The organism is Streptomyces sp. NPDC093149 (assembly GCF_044754145.1).
Taxonomy (GTDB): Bacteria; Actinomycetota; Actinomycetes; order Streptomycetales; family Streptomycetaceae; genus Streptomyces.
The window spans coordinates 43,225-59,377 of record NZ_JBIVON010000015.1 but is presented as its reverse complement, the minus strand read 5'-3'; the positions used below and the strand labels follow the sequence as shown (position 1 = coordinate 59,377).

The 16,153-nt window shown below is 70.1% G+C and carries 16 protein-coding genes; 9 read left to right on the top strand and 7 right to left on the bottom strand.

What is annotated here, in order from left to right:
• Window positions 1-698: 698 nt before the first annotated feature.
• On the bottom strand, window positions 699-1,127 hold the full coding sequence (locus ACIQCZ_RS33655) for an ATP-binding protein (protein WP_402288173.1): 429 nt from the start codon (window positions 1,125-1,127) through the stop codon (window positions 699-701).
• A 744-nt stretch (window positions 1,128-1,871) separates the two neighbouring features.
• Between ACIQCZ_RS33655 and ACIQCZ_RS33650 the strand changes: the two genes are divergently transcribed.
• Window positions 1,872-2,750 (top strand): restriction endonuclease, encoded by an 879-nt coding sequence (locus ACIQCZ_RS33650; protein WP_402288170.1) that lies wholly within the window; start codon window positions 1,872-1,874, stop codon window positions 2,748-2,750.
• 412 nt (window positions 2,751-3,162) lie between these two features.
• Here the strand turns inward: ACIQCZ_RS33650 and ACIQCZ_RS33645 are convergent, their stop codons facing one another.
• The 3 genes from ACIQCZ_RS33645 to ACIQCZ_RS33635 all read right to left on the bottom strand — a co-directional run bounded on the left by ACIQCZ_RS33645 (window position 3,163) and on the right by ACIQCZ_RS33635 (window position 6,567).
• Window positions 3,163-4,179, bottom strand: a complete 1,017-nt coding sequence (locus ACIQCZ_RS33645; RefSeq protein WP_402288167.1) for a proline racemase family protein — start codon at window positions 4,177-4,179, stop codon at window positions 3,163-3,165.
• 547 nt (window positions 4,180-4,726) lie between these two features.
• Entirely contained in the window at window positions 4,727-5,893 is a 1,167-nt protein-coding gene (locus tag ACIQCZ_RS33640; RefSeq protein WP_402288165.1) for a hypothetical protein, read from the bottom strand.
• Complete coding sequence (locus ACIQCZ_RS33635; protein ID WP_402288162.1) at window positions 5,890-6,567, bottom strand: DsbA family oxidoreductase; 678 nt, start codon at window positions 6,565-6,567, stop codon at window positions 5,890-5,892. Before ACIQCZ_RS33635 ends, ACIQCZ_RS33640 begins: the two co-directional genes overlap by 4 nt.
• Window positions 6,568-6,656: 89 nt before the next feature.
• Here ACIQCZ_RS33635 and ACIQCZ_RS33630 point away from each other — a divergent pair, with 89 nt between their 5' ends.
• The 5 genes from ACIQCZ_RS33630 to ACIQCZ_RS33610 all read left to right on the top strand — a co-directional run bounded on the left by ACIQCZ_RS33630 (window position 6,657) and on the right by ACIQCZ_RS33610 (window position 11,454).
• Window positions 6,657-7,217: a TetR/AcrR family transcriptional regulator gene (locus ACIQCZ_RS33630; RefSeq protein WP_402288159.1), complete on the top strand. Its 561-nt coding sequence runs from the start codon at window positions 6,657-6,659 to the stop codon at window positions 7,215-7,217.
• A 350-nt stretch (window positions 7,218-7,567) separates the two neighbouring features.
• A complete protein-coding gene (locus ACIQCZ_RS33625; protein WP_402288370.1) occupies window positions 7,568-9,448 on the top strand; it encodes an amidohydrolase in 1,881 nt (626 codons plus the stop codon).
• A 56-nt stretch (window positions 9,449-9,504) separates the two neighbouring features.
• A complete protein-coding gene (locus ACIQCZ_RS33620) occupies window positions 9,505-10,167 on the top strand; it encodes a hydrolase (protein ID WP_402288156.1) in 663 nt (220 codons plus the stop codon).
• Window positions 10,168-10,217: 50 nt separating this feature from the next.
• A complete protein-coding gene (locus ACIQCZ_RS33615) occupies window positions 10,218-10,742 on the top strand; it encodes a DoxX family protein (protein WP_402288154.1) in 525 nt (174 codons plus the stop codon).
• Window positions 10,723-11,454, top strand: coding sequence for a YoaK family protein (locus tag ACIQCZ_RS33610; RefSeq protein ID WP_402288151.1), 732 nt, complete (start codon window positions 10,723-10,725; stop codon window positions 11,452-11,454). Before ACIQCZ_RS33615 ends, ACIQCZ_RS33610 begins: the two co-directional genes overlap by 20 nt.
• Window positions 11,455-11,469: 15 nt before the next feature.
• On the opposite strand, the gene ACIQCZ_RS33605 is transcribed toward ACIQCZ_RS33610, so the two are convergent.
• Window positions 11,470-11,970 (bottom strand): carboxymuconolactone decarboxylase family protein, encoded by a 501-nt coding sequence (locus ACIQCZ_RS33605; protein ID WP_402288148.1) that lies wholly within the window; start codon window positions 11,968-11,970, stop codon window positions 11,470-11,472.
• A gap of 91 nt (window positions 11,971-12,061) precedes the next feature.
• On the opposite strand from ACIQCZ_RS33605, the gene ACIQCZ_RS33600 reads away from it, so the two are divergent.
• The 3 genes from ACIQCZ_RS33600 to ACIQCZ_RS33590 are packed head-to-tail and all read left to right on the top strand — an operon-like array spanning window position 12,062 to window position 13,477.
• Complete coding sequence (locus ACIQCZ_RS33600; protein WP_402288147.1) at window positions 12,062-12,985, top strand: pirin family protein; 924 nt, start codon at window positions 12,062-12,064, stop codon at window positions 12,983-12,985.
• 22 nt (window positions 12,986-13,007) lie between these two features.
• Window positions 13,008-13,349, top strand: coding sequence for a GNAT family N-acetyltransferase (locus ACIQCZ_RS33595; RefSeq protein WP_402288144.1), 342 nt, complete (start codon window positions 13,008-13,010; stop codon window positions 13,347-13,349).
• Entirely contained in the window at window positions 13,322-13,477 is a 156-nt protein-coding gene (locus ACIQCZ_RS33590) for a hypothetical protein (RefSeq protein ID WP_402288142.1), read from the top strand. The genes ACIQCZ_RS33595 and ACIQCZ_RS33590 overlap by 28 nt, the downstream gene beginning before the upstream one ends.
• A 135-nt stretch (window positions 13,478-13,612) precedes the next feature.
• On the opposite strand, the gene ACIQCZ_RS33585 is transcribed toward ACIQCZ_RS33590, so the two are convergent.
• Window positions 13,613-14,584, bottom strand: a complete 972-nt coding sequence (locus ACIQCZ_RS33585) for an alpha/beta hydrolase (RefSeq protein WP_402288139.1) — start codon at window positions 14,582-14,584, stop codon at window positions 13,613-13,615.
• A gap of 448 nt (window positions 14,585-15,032) precedes the next feature.
• Window positions 15,033-16,079, bottom strand: coding sequence for a beta-propeller fold lactonase family protein (locus ACIQCZ_RS33580; protein WP_402288137.1), 1,047 nt, complete (start codon window positions 16,077-16,079; stop codon window positions 15,033-15,035).
• Window positions 16,080-16,153: the final 74 nt, after the last annotated feature.

Genomic DNA, 16,153 nt, shown 5'->3' with positions numbered 1-16,153 from the left:
CGCTGCGGGCACCGGCGTGGCTCACCGAATCCACCTCGAACATCACGGTACGTGCTCAGATAGCGGGCGGGCCGCCGAGACCACACCCGATGTCGCCCCGGTCGACATCCGGACGCACGGCATGGACGGTCTGGCCGCCACCGGGGCACTGACACCGCCCCGGCCGCGTGATCACCTGACGACGTTCCACGAGATGCGCAGGTCACCCAGGCGCTGCGGATTTCCACTCAAGGTGACCCCACCCGGACGACCTGCTGCGGGCCGTCAGCGACGCTCGCAGCGACTGTGCCGCGCTCGGGCCGGCGCCCGCCCGGCCACTGCTCGACGCACGCGGGTCGCGCCCAAGCGTCGGCCCCGAGGAACAGTGCGGGCCGGACGAGCTGAGCCCGCGCGAAAGCGACGTGCCGCGGCTGCTCACCCTCGGCCTCACCAACGCGCGGCGACCGGTTCCACGCGACCAGCCGTGTCCGGGCCGCCCGCGCAGCCTGACGGCCGGAATCGAATCAGCGGGGAGGCCGTCGCCGGGGGCGTATCGCATCGAACGTTTCGCCTTCTAGCCCCCGGCGGCAACGACCCCTGGGCCGCATGGCCAGGGGTCTATGGAAAGCAACCGCTGGATCATGGTCATGACCTGCGGATCGTCGCGGTGATACGTGAGCGGCACGCCGACGTAGTAACCGAAGCCTCACTGGGTTCGGTCATGCCGAGCACTGAAGGCAAGCGTGGACTTCGCGGCCGTCCAGAGCTTGATGAACCTCGGTCGATTGTGCGAGGAACTCGACGATGCCGTTGCCGCGGCCGTGTTCGTCCGGGGCGACGTCATGGTGGGGGCGCTCTGTGGCGGTTCCGGAGTCGACGACCACGATGTGCAGCGTGTGGTGGTCGACGGCCAGCTGCACCGTCATGTACTCGTGGCCGTACCGGGCGGCATTGGCGGCGAGTTCGTCGACGATGAGGACGGCGGAGTCCCGCTCGTTCTGGGGGATGCTCCAGTTCTCCAGCAGGTCCGCCGCGAAGTGACGGGCGGCGGAGACATGTGCTTCCTGCGCCGGCAGAGTGAGCAGCGCCTCGCGGCGGCAGCCTCGCGGGGGCAGCGGACTCGTGATGGTCGAGTTGGTCGCAAACATGGGCTTCTGCTCTTCTTTGGAGGCGCGAGGGCCGGAGGGTGGACCTGGGGGCGGAACGCGGGGCGAGGGGAGCGGCGAAGAGTGCGGGTCGCGACTGCGACGCCGTCGCCGGAGGCTGATGGCCGTGGTCCGCCGGGCGCTTCGGCATGTGGCGTGGAGACGAGCGTCGCGGACGTCGCGACCGCCTGTCGGGAGCAGCTGGGTCATGTCAGCTCACTCCTTGCGGGTGGGGAGGGGTGGGGAGCGGATCTCGTGAATACCAGCGTTCGTCTACTTTCACGGGTGGAAGGTGCCACACGGTTCGGCACGCTCACATCTTTTGGTCTTTTGGTCTTTTGGTCGATTTCGGCATGGGTGCGGTGAGGAGCCGCTGTTGTGTCGATCGAGGAGGCTGCGGATCGGACGGCGGTCCCGATCGGACGGTCGTGTGACGACCGGCGCGCAACGGCTGACCCGAGCCAGAGGACATGCCTCCGCTGTCCACCCGGCTCTCCTGGGAGGCCCGTTCCTGCAGGCTGCGGTGGGGCAAGCTGCGGTTGGGCAGTTCCCGCTGGTCGGGCACCGCTTCCCGCTACTGCCGTCACCACGACACCGCGTACCATGGGGCAGCTCGGCGCCGACCTGATACTCCTCTGCGAAGTGTGCGTTCTGCTCTGCCTTGCGCAGTGACCTGCCGAGCTGGAAGCGAGTACGTCAAGGGAGAACGTGGCCGAGATACCGCGCAGGGCTGTGCCTCCTCGGCCGATGCAGATTTCGTCGTGGCAGCAGGCCGAACACAACGCAGCCCGCTGGATGCGCCACTGGGGCTATTCCGATGCCACCGCACACCCCGGAGGCCCGGACTCCGGCATCGATGTCCACGCGGCCGGCGCACTGGGACAGGTCAAATACCAGGCCACCCAGGTCGGGCGTCCGGAACTGCAACGTTTCGTGGGGGCGCGCCCCCAGGGATCGACCGCACAGCTGATCTTCTTCACCGGCAGCGACTACGCCCGCACCGCCGTGGCCTACGCCCAGGAGCGGGACATCGCGCTTTTCACGTACCGTCTGGACGGCACGATGACGCCGCTCAACGACACGGCACGCAGCATCCACCGCACCTCCGCATCCACCGTGCCCATAGCGGCTCGAAACCCTGAAACGGGCCGACCGCAGACGTTCTGGCGGCGGAACTGGCGTGTGGTCGCAGGTGTTTGTCTCCTCCTGGCACCGCTGGGCTCGATCGGGGACGAGAAGACCTACACCGGCCCTCTCGCCCTGGACGTCCTGAAGTTCATCGGCATTCTCCTGACTTGCTGGTCGCTCGGCACGCTCCTGACAGCCGCACGATTCGGCGTCCGTATCTCCCTTCGGATCCGGCCCTTCCGAGCGGCCATCGTTTCCCGGTCGGGAACGGGTCCGGCGCCGACGGTGGGCAGGGCTCACACCCCACGCCCCACACACGACCGCGGCGCGGCGGCCTCGACAACCCGGCAGGATGATCTGGTGGCTGAAGCCGCGCACCGGCTCCGAACCGGCAGCAAGCAACACCACGTCGACAAGATCCTCAGAGATCGCGGCGTCGGATTCATGGAACGAGGCCGCATCCTCACCGAAGCCAAGAATCTCAACAAACGCTCCTGACCATCGACCTCCTCCGCATCAGCGATGCGAAGGCCATTGCCGTCACCATCGCTGCGGACCCGGCGTCGGCCAGGTGCCGGCGTGCACCCGAATGCGTTCAGCCGGGAGGTCTCCCGGCCCGGGGGCGTCCGCGTACCGTTCGACGGTTCGGCTCGTCGTGCCGGGCTGCCGCTGGATCGCTCGACGGCTGTGCCGCGCAGAACGGCGTGTACGGTGCCGAAGGCTCGGATCAGCGCCGGGTGACACCCGCGGCGGGGGCCGGTTCCGGTGACGGGCCCGGTGGTGTCGGCCGGCGCCGTCCCGTACTCAACGGCCTGGTTGGCGCCCGGCCCCGTATTCGGCAGCACCGGATGAGCCGTGACGCCGAGCAGCGAAACCAACTGTCATGGAGAGCCAGCCTTGTGACGCTCCGTCACCGAATCACGAAACCCGGCACCATGTCGTCGTCGGGGTCGACGATGAACCGGTGCTCGCCGGTCTGGTAGGCCCGGCCGGTGACCACCGGCACCACGGCCTCCCGGCCTGCCTCGTGCGTGGTCCTTTCCACCCGCGCAAGCCAGGTCGCCTCGGTGATCGAGCTGTGCGCGAGCACTTGGCCGGGCTTGAGCCGGCCGGTGGAATGCAGCGCGGCAACCCGCGAGCAGGTACCCGACCCGCAGGGCGAACGGTCGACCTCGCCGTCGGCGAACACGGTGACATTGCGCTGCCGCAGGCTGCCGTCCGGACCGATCCCCTGGTCGTCGGTATAGATGACGCCGTAGATACCGCTCAGCCTGTCGTCGAGCGGGTGCTCGGCGAAGGCGGAGGGGTCGAGGAAGCCCTTGATCTCGCGACTCAGCTCGATCAGCGCGGTGAGCGAGACCACACTCACGTCGAGGCCGACCGCTGCGGCCGGGACGTGAGCATAGATGGCGCCGCCGAAACTGATCCCGCACCGGACCTCCCCGCGCGAGGTCGGGACCGCCACCTCGTCGTGCAGGACGTAGCTGGCAACACTGACGAAGTCGACGCTGACGACCCGGTCGCCGTCGGTGGCCACACGGGCGCGGACCCGCCCCGAGGGCACGTCGATCACCACCTCCGTGACCCCGCCGGGATCGATCGGAACCCGGCCGCTGCGCACCGCCCACGCGCCGAGAGCGATGGTGCCGTGACCGCAGGCGGTCGAGAAGCCGTCCTTGTGCCAGAAGAGCACACCGAAATGGGCACCCGCGTCGTTGGGCGGAACAATGAACCCGCCGTACATGTCGGCGTGGCCGCGGGGTTCGGAGCACAACAGGGCACGCAACCCGTCGATCCCGGGATCGGAGATCGCGCTCACACGCTTGTCCGCCACGGTGTCACCCGCGATCTCGGGCACATCGGTGACGATCCGGAACGGCTCGCCGCCGGCGTGGTAATCGACGGTGCGGATGTCGGTGATGGTCATGGTGGGGTCCGATCCTGATACGGGACAGCGGGACGGGCCGTCAGGTCATGGGCGCAGAGGGGTAGTCGGCCGGCGCGGCGAAGGCCCCTTGATCGACCGTACGGACATCCGACACCTCCCGAGCCGGCCTCATTGCCCGCGAGTGAACCATGTGACATGTCACTGTGCAATGGCACATCCGGGATTCGCGCAGAGCTATCCGGCGAACGCCGACCGCCACTGCCAGAAGCCCACCTGGGTGACGGCCGACGCCAACGGGCTTCCACGCCCGGTTCGGAACGGACCTCGCCCTGATCGCAGGAGCCCCTTGCCGTGGCTCAATCAGCCCAGCCGCACGCGCAAGGGACGGTGAGGGCGACTCTCGGTGCGGTGCCGGAGGCCTGGTCCGGGTCGGCAGCGCCGTCGAGGATGCCCTCGGAACGGGGGGGGGCGGCACCAGACACAGCCGGGCGCGTCGCCGCACAGGTCGTTCGCGGTGGCGGCGAGGCCGTCCAGGGCTGCGGCCCACCGGCCGATGCTGACGCCCACGGCCTGCGGCACCCGGCCGTCAGCCGGTCGGTCCGGCAGCGGCGGCGGGCGTCGCGGGGTCGCCCAGGCCGAGCCGGTGTCCGAGGCCGACGCCGTGCTGGTAGAGGGCCGTTCCTTCAGCGAGCCGGTTCTTCTCCCACGCCCGCAGGGCGCCGTCAAGGGACGGAACCTGCTGCAGGGCGGTGAAGAGGGTGATGGCGTCGGCGGCCGCCTTCTCCGCGCTGGCCGCGGTGTGCGGCCGGACGACAAAGGCCGCGTCGCCGGTCAGCAGCATCCGGTCGTTGCGCATCCGGGTGACCCGCCCGTCGAGGATCGCCTGCGCGAACGGCTCCCTGGTGTGCTCCACGAGCGCACGCATGGGCTCGGGAAGCAGCTTCCGCGTACGGTCAAGGAGTTCGTCGTGCACCCGCGGGGCCATCAGCCCCGGGGGCAGGGAGAGTCCGTGGGCGGTGCCGTTCCGGTCGGTGGTGATGCGGTCCAGGCCGGCCGCGTCGGCCCGTACGTACCACACCCAGTTCATCCGGCGCTTTCCCGGCGTGGTCGTGCCGAAGTCGCCCGGGATGAAGTAGCACAGGAACTGGGTGCGGTCCCCGTCGTAGAAGCTGAAACGGTCGCGGAAGACTGCGCTCAAGTCCTCGGAGAGGTCGGCCTCGCCGATGACGCCCCGGTAGGCGACATACCCGGCGTAGCGCGGAGCACTGTCGGGTGCGACGAGCCCGCGATGGCGGGAGGCGGAGCCGTCGGCGATGACTGCGAGGTCCACGGAGTGGACGGTGTCACCGAGGTGGACGTCCACACCGTCGGGCCTGGGTGCGAGCGCCGTCACTTGCTTCCCGTCGTGGTAGCGCGCGGGGTCGAGGCGGTCCCGCAGGGATGTGTAGAGCGCACCCCAGGAGATCATCTGTTGCCGCATGAGCGTGTGATGGCTTCGCCCGTCCCGGCTGAAGAACTGCCGGTGCGTGACGGGCACGCTGATCCGGTCGGGGTCGACGCCGCAGAACATGTCGAGGAACCAGGCAACGCTCGGCTGGAGCACGATCCCCGCCCCGCGGTCGTCGGGGCGGCCGGAGGACCGCTCCCAGACGGTGACGTCCAGTCCCAGCTCGGTGAGCGCGACCGCCTGGAACAGGCCCCCCAGCGAACCGCCGACGACCCCCACTGACTCGATGTCCGGCACGGTGGTCACAGCGAGCACACTCCGTTCTCGCACACGGCGCCGTCCGGCACCCGGGTGGCATGACGCCGAAGGATCTCCACGAGCGTGTCGGTGCCGACGGCGCCGTTGATCGCCTTGTCGCCGATGATCAGCAGCGGCACTCCGCGAAGGCCGATGTGTTCGGCCAGTTGCTCGTCCTTCGCCACGGCCGTCTCCAGCGCGGGGTCCGTCAGCCGTGTGGCCACGTCGTCGCCGAGCCCCATCTCCTTGCCGATCCGGGCCAGCACGTCCACATCGCCGATGTCCTGCCCCTCGGAGAAGTAGGCCACGAGCAGGCGGTCGGCCATGGCCGCACCCGGCTGTGCGCTCTGCTCGGCCAGCGCGATCAGCCGGTGTCCGGCCCGGGTGTTCGGTGTCCTGGTGATCGCCTCGTAATCGAAGACGATGCCCTCGTCCCGGCCGACCGGCACTGTCCCGGCATCCAGCCGCTGCGAACGCTCCCAGCTGCCGAACTTCTCACTGCGATAGGTACGCCGGTCCACACCGGCCTTCGGCATCGCCGGGTTGAGCTCGAAGGCGTGGTGACGGATGCGGAACTCCTGACCGGTGCGTTCCGTCACGATGTCGACGGCCCGTCGCAGCCGGCGCCCGCCGATGTAGCACCAGGGGCAGATCAGATCGCTGAACACATCAAGGTCGATCATGGGTAGAGCCTCCCAATCGAACCGACTAGTCTGTTCGATGACAACGGCGGTGGGGCCTTCCCCATTCCCGCCCTTCGCCGGAGGTGCCGATGACCGCTTCTGAGACCACCCGCGCCAGGATCGTCACGGCGGCGGCCGACCTCTTCACCCGCTGCGGCGTGCGCGCCGTGGGTATCAATGAGATCTGGCGCGCCTCCGGAGTGGCCAAATCGACCCTGTACCAGCACTTCCGCTCCAAGGACGAACTCGTCGCCGCTGTTCTGCGCCGGCGCAACGACGCGTGGTGCGCGCGCCTGCGCGCAACTGCCGCAGCCGCGGGGACGCCCGAGGACCGGCTCCTTGCGATCTTCGACCTGCTGGCCGAGGAGTTCGCCGACCCCGCCTACCGCGGCAGTGATCTGGTGAACGTCGCCGCCGAATACCCCGACCCCGACCACCCCGTGCGTGTCGCCATCCGCGACCACAAACGCGAAATCCTCCACTACCTGGGAGGACTCGCCGAGGAAGCGGAGGAGGCCGATCCCGGGGCGACCGCGGCCACCGTGCTCATGCTCGCCGACGGTGCCGCCTGCGCCCGTGTCAGCCTCGGTGACACTGCCGCCGCCGGCCTGGCCCGGAAGGCGGCGTCGCGTCTGCTGGCACACGCCTGAACAGGGACGGATCAGTCGCCGACGCGCGGAGTGCGGGCATCTGCCCCGGCAGAAGTGGACCCGCACCAGCCACTACGGGCGACGAATCCACACACCACCGGAAGCCGACCCACCGTCACACAGAAGACCGTTGGGGTAGTGGGCCGCGAGGGTCTCGGGGACTTGCCCGCATCCGCACCGCGATGCTCCCCGGAGCGCATGGTGAACCGGGCGACGCCCTGAGTGCACTGTCGGAACGATGCCGGTGCGCTCTCGGGAAAGCCGGGCGCCGTGAGCCGACTTAGCGTGACGACGAAGCGGATCGAGAGCCGTTCGTCCACGTCGCAGGAGGTTTCCGGAAGGTGTCCACGATGCCGGTCGGGGGGCTGGTGCCCCGCGCCACCGAGAACGCGGCGGACCTCGTCGTCCGCAATGCGAAGATCCACACGGGAGACCCGTCCCGCCCCGCCGCCCGGGCGATCGCCGTCCGCGACGGCCGTGTCCTCGCCGTCGGCGACGACCACGACATGGCCGGCCATGTCGGCCCCGCGACCCGGGTCGTCGACGCGCTCGGCCGCCGGATGGTGCCCGGGCTCAACGACTCGCATCTCCATGTCATCCGCGGCGGCCTCAACTATGTCCTGGAGCTGCGCTGGGACGGCGTGCCGAGTCTCCGCGAGGGCCTGTCGCTGCTGCGCGAGCAGGCCGCCCGTACGCCCAAGGGGCAGTGGGTGCGTGTGGTGGGCGGATGGTCGGCCGAGCAGTTCGCGGAGCGGCGGCTGCCGACCGTCGCCGAACTGAACGCCGCCGCCCCCGACACTCCGGTGTTCGTGCTGCACCTGTACCAGTCGGCGGTACTCAACCGGGCGGCGCTCAGGGCCGCCGGCTTCACCCGGGACACCCCCGAACCCCGGGGCGGCCAGATCGTACGCGGCCGGGACGGAGAGCCGACCGGCATGCTGCTCGCCGCGCCCAGCGCCCTGATCCTCTACTCGACCCTCGCCAAGGCCCCGGTCCTCGACGGCGAGGAGAAGAAGGCCTCCACCCGCCACTTCCTCAGGGAACTCAACCGCTTCGGGCTCACCTCGGCCATCGACGCGGCGGGCGGCTTCCAGAACTTCCCCGACGACTACGCCACGGTCGTCGACCTCGCGAAGGCGCGACAGCTGTCGCTGCGCATCGCCTACCACCTCTTCCCGCAGACCGCGGGCCAGGAGATCGCCGACCTCACCCGCTGGGTCGAGACGGCCCGCCCCGAGGACGGCGACGAGTGGCTGCGGCTCAACGGCGCGGGAGAGAATCTGACCTGGGCCGCGGCGGACTTCGAGAACTTCGCCCAGCCCCGCCCCGAACTCGCCGGTGACTACGAGGCGGAATTCGAGAAGGCCGTACGGCTCCTCATGGAGAACGGCTGGGGCTTCCGGCTGCACGCCACCTACGACGAGACCATCCGCAGGGACCTCACCGTCTTCGAACGGCTCGCCGCCGAAGGCCTGTTCCCGTCCGGCAACCGCTGGCTCTTCGACCACGCCGAGACCGTCACCGAGAACAGCCTGGACCGGATCGCCGCGCTCGGCGGCGCTCTGTCGGTGCAGAACCGGCTGTCGTTCCAGGGCGAGGCCTTCGTCCGTCGCTACGGCATCGGCGCCGCCGCCGCCGCTCCGCCGATCCGGGCCATGCTGGAACGCGGCCTGACCGTCGGCGCCGGCACCGACGCCACCCGCGTCTCCACGTACAACCCCTGGGTCGCCTTCCACTGGCTGGTCTCGGGCCGCACCGTCGGCGACGTCCTCGTCCGCCCGCCGTGCAATCGGGTCGACCGGCAGACCGCGCTCGCGATGTTCACCACGGCGGGCGCGGAGCTCACCGGCGAACAGGACGTCAAGGGCGTCCTGCGCCCTGGGTTCCTGGGCGACTTCGCGGTCCTCTCCGAGGACTGCTTCACCGTGCCGGAGCCCGTGATCCCTCACATCGAGTCCCTGCTCACGGTCGTGGGCGGCCGCATCGTGTACGCCGCCGGCGAGTACGAGGGCCTCGACGAGGAACTGCCGCCCGTGACCCCCGCCTGGAGCCCGGTCGCGCACTTCGGTGGCTACCGGTCCGCCGACCCCTCACGCCTCGGCGGGGTCCGCCAGGCCGAGCTGATCGGCGAGGCCGTCGACGAGGCCGGCGAGCACCTGCGGTGGCGGGTCCGCCGGGGCCTCGTACCCCAGCGCGGGGACGGGTTTCCCGACCCCTGTGTCTCCCTCTGAAGCCACCCCGATTCACCTGTGTATCCACGTGCCCACCGACGAAAGGCAGTACTCCCATGGTCGACATCGCCCAGGTCACCGCGGCCCCCGGCCCCGACCTGCTCACCCCCGACAACTGCGCCGTCCTCTTCGTGGACCACCAGCCGCAGATGTTCTTCGGCACCGGCAGCGGCGACCGCACCGCGATCATCAACTCCACCGTCGGCCTGGCGAAGGCCGCTCGGGTCTTCGACGTGCCGGTCGTGCTGAGCACCGTGGCGGCCGAGTCCTTCTCCGGCCCGATCCTGCCGCAGCTCGCCGGCGTCTTCCCGGAACAGAAGATCATCGACCGCACCTCGATGAACGCCTGGGAGGACGAGGCCTTCGTCGAGGCGGTGAAGGCGACCGGACGCAAGAAGCTCGTGATCGCCGGCCTGTGGACCGAGGTCTGTGTGGTCCTGCCCACGCTGTCCGCCATCGCCCAGGGATACGAGGTGTACGTGGTGACCGACGCGTCAGGCGGCGTCAGCCCACAGGCGCACGAGCACGCCGTGCAGCGCATGATCCAGGGCGGCGCGATACCGGTGACCTGGGTCCAGGTGCTGCTGGAGCTCCAGCGCGACTGGGCGCGCACCGGGACGTACGTCGCCACCACCGACGTCGTCAAGGAGCACGCCGGTGCCTACGGCCTCGGGGTGGTCTACGCCCAGGCCGTGATCGGCGCCCACGCGGCTGGCTGAGAACCCGGGGACGGACAGGGGCGGAGAAGACGGGAACAGGCAGGAACGTGATGGACACCGGACTGTTGGTCCTCCGGCTGGTGGCGGGGCTCCTCGTTGCCGGGCACGGAGTGCAGAAAGTCAGTTTCCGGCTGGGCGGCGAGGGCCTGGCCGGGGGAACCGAGGAGTTCCGGCGGGACGGGTTCCGCGGCGGCCGGCTCACCGCGCTCGCGGCGGGCGGCGGCCAGGTCGGCGCCGGCCTGTTCCTGGCGGCAGGGCTGCTCACTCCCGCGGCGGCGATGGCCGCCGCGGGTGTGATGACGGTGGCCACGACCGTCAAGTGGCGCAATGGGCTGTGGGTGCAGCACGACGGGTACGAGTACCCGTTCTTCCTCGTCGTCGTGGCCGGGGTGCTCGCGCTCACCGGCCCCGGCCGCTGGTCGGCGGACCACGCGCTCGGACTGGCTCCGTGGCCCGTGTGGGTCTCCGTCGCCGCCCTCGTCCTCGGTCCCGTCAGCGGGCTGCTGACGCGCGCACTGCTGCACCACCCCTCCGTCGCGGAAGGAGCATCCGAGGATGCGCACGCTGCTGATTGACGCGGCCCGCACGCTGGTCCCCCCGAAGGGGGACCGGCACGGCCCGCTGCCGCCGCTGATGCTGGTCCTCACGGTGGTGACCGGTCTGGTGGACGCGGTGAGCTTTCTGGGGCTCGGACATGTCTTCGTCGCCAACATGACGGGCAACGTGGTGTTCCTCGGCTTCGCCCTGGCGGGAGCCGACGGCCTGTCCGCACTCGCCTCCGTCGTCTCCCTGGCGGCCTTTCTCACGGGCGCGCTGGCCGGCGGCCGCTTCGGCGTCCGGTTCGCCATGCACCGAGGCCGGTTGCTCGCCTCGGCCATGGCCGTACAGGCGGTGCTGTTCGCCGGGGCGCTCGGCACGACCGTCGCGGGGCACGACAAGGTGGGGACCACCGTCCAGTACACCCTGATCGTGCTCCTCGGCCTCGCGATGGGGCTGCAGAACGCGGTCGCCCGGCGGCTCGGCGTCCCCGACCTGACGACGACCGTGCTCACCCTCACTCTCACCGGGCTCGCCGCCGACTCCGGCCCGGCCGGCGGAGCGGCGCCCCGGCCCGGCCGACGGATCCTGTCCGTGCTGGCGATGTTCCTCAGCGCCCTCGCCGGAGCCGTACTCCTGAAGATCGGGGTCTCCCTCGTCCTGGCGGTGGCGCTGGCACTGCTCGCCACGGGCGCGGCGGTTCTGTGGCGACTCTCGGTCCCGGGTGCGGCGTGGGCCTCCGCGCCGTGAGCCCGGTCATGCGCTTCAGCGGGAGGGGGTCTCCCGTACCGGGTGCTTGCTCAGGATCGAGACCCGGTTGAAGGCGTTGATGGTGATGGCCACCCAGATCACCGCGGACAGCTCGTCGTCGCTCAGCACCTCGTGGGCCTCGGCGTACGCCCGCTCCTGGGCGAGGGCGTCGGCGGGGTGGGTGGTGGCCTCGGCGAGAGCGAGGGCAGCGCGCTCGCGGGCGGTGAAGAGTTCTGTGTCGCGCCAGGCGGCGAGCACGCCGAGGCGCCGGGTGGTCTCACCGGCCCGCAGCGCGGCCCGGGTGTGCACGTCGAGGCAGTAGGCGCAGCCGTTGAGCTGGGAGACACGGAGGTTGACCAGCTCGACCAGGATCCGGTCGAGACCCGCATCGGCGGCGGTGGTGCGGACGGCGTCGGCCGTCTTCACCAGTGCCTGGTACGCGGTGGGGCTCTGCTTGTCGAGGTGGATCCGTCCGGTGGGCCGGAGGGCCGCCGTGACCTGTACCGTCTCGCTCACCCTGTGCTCCTTCGTCTGTTGCCGGGCGTTGTCGTCGCGACTATTATCCTCCATGATTGTTGAAATCAAAACTAATTGGAGGGGTCAGGAGATGGGTGACACAGAGGTCGAGATCCTCACGGCCCGGGACGTCCCGCTGGGCGGCCCGCGCGCCATGACCGTACGCCGCACGCTGCCCCAGCGGGCCCGGACACTCATCGGGGCCTGGTGCTTCGCCGACCACTACGGCCCCGACCTGGTCGCCGACTCCGGCGGCATGGACGTCGCCCCTCACCCGCACACCGGACTGCAGACCGTGAGCTGGCTCTTCACCGGCGAGATCGAGCACCGCGACAGCCTGGGCACCCACGCCTTCGTACGGCCCGGAGAGATCAACCTCATGACCGGCGGGCACGGCATCAGCCACACAGAGGTCTCCACACCCGACACCACCGTCCTGCACGGCGTCCAGCTCTGGCTCGCCCTCCCCGACGAACACCGCCACGCCCCTCGCGACTTCCAGCACCACGCCCCTGAGCCGCTCCGTGTCGACGGCGCCGAACTCAGGGTCTTCCTCGGCACGCTGGCCGGCGAGACCTCCCCCGTCCGCACCTTCACCCCGCTCCTCGGCGCCGAACTCCTCCTCGACCCCGGCGCCACGGTCACCTTCGACGTCGACCCGGCCTTCGAACACGGCCTGCTCGTCGACGAAGGCGACGTCCACCTCGCCGGCACGGTCCTCCACCCGGCCGAACTCGGCTACGTGGCCACGGGGCGGACGACACTCACCCTCACCAACGCCTCCGACCACCGCGCACGGGCGGTCCTGCTCGGCGGCACGCCGTTCGGGGAGGAGATCGTCATGTGGTGGAACTTCATCGGCCGCAGCCACCAGGACATCGTCGAGGCGCGGGAGGAATGGGAGCGGGCCTCCGACCGTTTCGGCAGCGTCGACGGCTACCCCGGCGACCGGCTGCCCGCCCCCGCCCTGCCGAACGCCGTCATCACCCCCCGCAAGAACCCCTCCCACCGCTGAACCCCCCACCGAAAGGACCGTCATGAACGAGCCGACCACCGCCCCCCTCGTCCGACGCGTCGACGCCCGCCACCGCTACGAGATCCTCGTCGACGACAAGCGCGCCGGCCTGACCGCCTACCGCGACCGTGACGACCGGCGGGTCTTCTTCCACACCGAGATCGACGACGCCCACGCCGGCCAGGGACTCGCCGGGATCCTCGTCGAACAGGCCCTGACCGACGTCCGCGCCTCCGGGATGCGGATCGTCCCCGTCTGCCCGTACGTGGCCAAGTTCCTCAAGAAGCACACGGAGTTCGCGGACATCACCGACCCCGTGACCCCCGAGGTCCTCACATGGCTCGACGCCCAACTGGGACGCTGACGCCACCGGACAAACAGCTCGGGCCGACCGACGGCAACGCGATCGTCGCCTGCGTCTTCAATGTGCTGATGACGTACGTGGCGATGCCCGTCGTGAGCAGACTCCTGCGCAACTGGCTCACCCCGTAGCGCATCGAGCCGGAGGTTCCTCGCCGGCTCGCACACAGTGCGGGGCCTGCCACTCTCCGGCCCGCCACTCTCCCGGACCGGAGGCGAGTACGACCGTGCGCGTGACGCGGTCGTGTCCCCGTCGTCTCCCCGGACTCAGGCCGCGTGCAGGGCCGCGCGCAGCGTGCGGACGGCCAGGGTGACGGCGGCTTCCGCGGCGTGGGTGCCGCGCAGCGCGTTGAGCATCACGAAGTCGTGGATGATGCCCTGGAACCGGACGGCGGTGACGGGTATGCCCGCCTCACGAAGCTTGTTGGCATAGGCCTCGCCCTCGTCGCGCAGCACATCGGCCTCGCCGGTGATGACGAGGGCCGGCGGCAGACCGCGGAGCTGCTCGGTGGTGGCGCGCAGCGGGGACGCGGTGATCTGGGCGCGCTCGGCCTCGTCGGTCGTGTACTGGTCCCAGAACCACTGCATGCCGTCGCGACGCAGGAAGTACCCGGTGGCGAACTGGTGGTACGACGGGGTGTCGAAGTTCGCGTCCGTGACCGGGTAGAACAGCACCTGCTGGACCAGCCGGACGCCGCCGCGCTCCTTGGCCATCAGCGTCAGCGCGGCCGTCATGTTGCCGCCGACCGAGTCGCCTGCCACCGCCAGCCGCGAGCCGTCGAGGTTCTTGCCGGCGCCCTGCTCCACAATCCACCGGGCGACGGCGAAGTTCTGTTCGATCGCGACCGGGTAGCGCGCCTCGGGCGACAGGTCGTACTCAGGGAACACGACCGCGGCGTTCGCGCCGACGGCGAGTTCACGCACGAGGCGGTCGTGGGTGCCAGCGTTGCCGAAGACCCAGCCCGCGCCGTGGATGTAGAGGATCACCGGCAGGGTGCCCTCGGTACCGGCGGGCTTGACGATGCGGGCGCGGACACTGCCCGTCGGGCCACCGGAGACGGTGATCCATTCCTCGTCGATCAGCGGCTTGTCGATCTCGCCGGACTGCACCTCGTCGACCGCCTCACGACCCTCCGTGGGGGGCAGGTCGAAGAGGTAGGGCGGGTTGGCGGTCGCCTCGGCGAACTCGGCTGCCGCGGGTTCCAGCACCGGTTCGACCGGGGCAAGGACATCAGACATGTGCATCTCCTGGAATTCTTCGGGTACGGCGGTCGTCTTCGGGAACCGATCCGGTTCGTCGTGCCGGGTACTCCGGCGCCGCTGCTCGGCACGGTAGATCCCCTGCGCGCGCGGTGGTTGTCCACAGGCGCACCTCTGATGTCCCCGCAGCGCACGACAGCGTCCCGGCGGTCGGGCTGTAGGGCGGTCGAGCGGTCGCCCGAACGGCGATCCCGTGAAGCACTTGCCGGTCGCGCATCCCGTGTGCTGTGAGCAATGTTCCAGTTGTTCCAGCGCGCCGACAGGACACACGACTCGGAACAGCGACGGTGGAAGCGTGAGACGTGGAAGACCCCTTCTCTGTTCCCCTTGTCCGTTTTCCTCCGACAACCCGCGTCCCCGGGTATCCAGGTCGCAGGCACCGGCGTCTTCGACGCGGACAGTCACGGTCCGGTGGTACGCCGCGCGGTCAGCCCACCGCCACGCCGTAGGGGGCGGCACCGAGAGCGACGGTCGCGACGACCTTGTGGGAATTCGGGTCGATGACCTTGAGGGTGCCCGCTCCCTGGTTCGTGACGTAGATCGCCTCGCTGGTGGCCTCCAGGTTGAACGGGTCGGTGCCGGGAGGGCCCAGGGTGATGGTCGAAGAGACACGGTGACTTCCGGTGTCGATCACGGACACGTTGCCCGGACCGAGGTCGGCGGAGTAGGCGAAGCGGCCGCCGGGCTCGACGGCCACGTCGAAGGGGCCCTCGCCGACGGACACGGTGGTCACCTTTCCGGTACGGGTTTCGACGGCGAGGACGTGTGCTGCCACCTCGTCGGCGACGTAGGCCGACTTGCCGTCCGGTGTGATGGCGACGCCCACCGGAGAGCGCCCTGCGGGAAGGTCCCGGTCGACCCGGCGCGTGCGGGTGTTGATGACCGACAGACTGCCGGACCCGGAATTCGCCACGTAGGCCGAACCACCGTCAGGGCTGAAAGCCACGTTCACCGGAGACTTGCCGACCGGGATGGTCGAGGCCACCCGGTCGGTGCGGGTGTCGATCAACGAGACGTTGTTCGAACTGCCGTTGGTGACGTAGAGGAAGGCGCCATCGGGGCTGAGGCCGACACCGGTGGGGCTCTTTCCCACCGGCACGGTTGCGACGATCTGGTTGTTCCTGGTGTCGAGGACGGAGACCCGGTCCGAGCCGCTGTTGGCGATGTACACGTGCTTGCCGTCCTTGGCGACCGCGACGCCTTCGGGCGCCACGCCGGCCGGTACGGTCGCGATGACCTTGTAGGTACTGGCGTCGATCACCGAGAGCGTGTCGTCCTGCTGGTTCGTGACGTACACGCGGCCACCGGCACCGGTGCGGACGGGCGCGACCGGCACGTCGGAGTCCTTGCGGACCGAGGTGGCGGGCGTACAGGAGATCAACAGGATCCCGATCCCCGCCGCGAGTGTCGGCCGCAGCGTCCTGCCGGGGCGCCGACGGCCGTTGCCGACTCGGGTCCGCAGGGCAGAGAACATCTCGCCTCCTGTGCGCATTGCGATGGTTCGGTCCGGGGCGGGGCGGGGTGGCGTCTCGCCGACGCCCGCCGTGG

Bases quoted from the DNA above. Each gene is read 5' to 3' on its own strand.
- ACIQCZ_RS33655 (WP_402288173.1), bottom strand. From the start codon at position 1,127: ATGTTTGCGACCAACTCGACCATCACGAGTCCGCTGCCCCCGCGAGGC.
- ACIQCZ_RS33650 (WP_402288170.1), top strand. From the start codon at position 1,872: ATGCAGATTTCGTCGTGGCAGCAGGCCGAACACAACGCAGCCCGCTGG.
- ACIQCZ_RS33645 (WP_402288167.1), bottom strand. From the start codon at position 4,179: ATGACCATCACCGACATCCGCACCGTCGATTACCACGCCGGCGGCGAG.
- ACIQCZ_RS33635 (WP_402288162.1), bottom strand. From the start codon at position 6,567: ATGATCGACCTTGATGTGTTCAGCGATCTGATCTGCCCCTGGTGCTAC.
- ACIQCZ_RS33630 (WP_402288159.1), top strand. From the start codon at position 6,657: ATGACCGCTTCTGAGACCACCCGCGCCAGGATCGTCACGGCGGCGGCC.
- ACIQCZ_RS33625 (WP_402288370.1), top strand. From the start codon at position 7,568: ATGCCGGTCGGGGGGCTGGTGCCCCGCGCCACCGAGAACGCGGCGGAC.
- ACIQCZ_RS33620 (WP_402288156.1), top strand. From the start codon at position 9,505: ATGGTCGACATCGCCCAGGTCACCGCGGCCCCCGGCCCCGACCTGCTC.
- ACIQCZ_RS33615 (WP_402288154.1), top strand. From the start codon at position 10,218: ATGGACACCGGACTGTTGGTCCTCCGGCTGGTGGCGGGGCTCCTCGTT.
- ACIQCZ_RS33610 (WP_402288151.1), top strand. From the start codon at position 10,723: ATGCGCACGCTGCTGATTGACGCGGCCCGCACGCTGGTCCCCCCGAAG.
- ACIQCZ_RS33600 (WP_402288147.1), top strand. From the start codon at position 12,062: ATGGGTGACACAGAGGTCGAGATCCTCACGGCCCGGGACGTCCCGCTG.
- ACIQCZ_RS33595 (WP_402288144.1), top strand. From the start codon at position 13,008: ATGAACGAGCCGACCACCGCCCCCCTCGTCCGACGCGTCGACGCCCGC.
- ACIQCZ_RS33590 (WP_402288142.1), top strand. From the start codon at position 13,322: ATGGCTCGACGCCCAACTGGGACGCTGACGCCACCGGACAAACAGCTC.
- ACIQCZ_RS33585 (WP_402288139.1), bottom strand. From the start codon at position 14,584: ATGTCTGATGTCCTTGCCCCGGTCGAACCGGTGCTGGAACCCGCGGCA.
- ACIQCZ_RS33580 (WP_402288137.1), bottom strand. From the start codon at position 16,079: ATGTTCTCTGCCCTGCGGACCCGAGTCGGCAACGGCCGTCGGCGCCCC.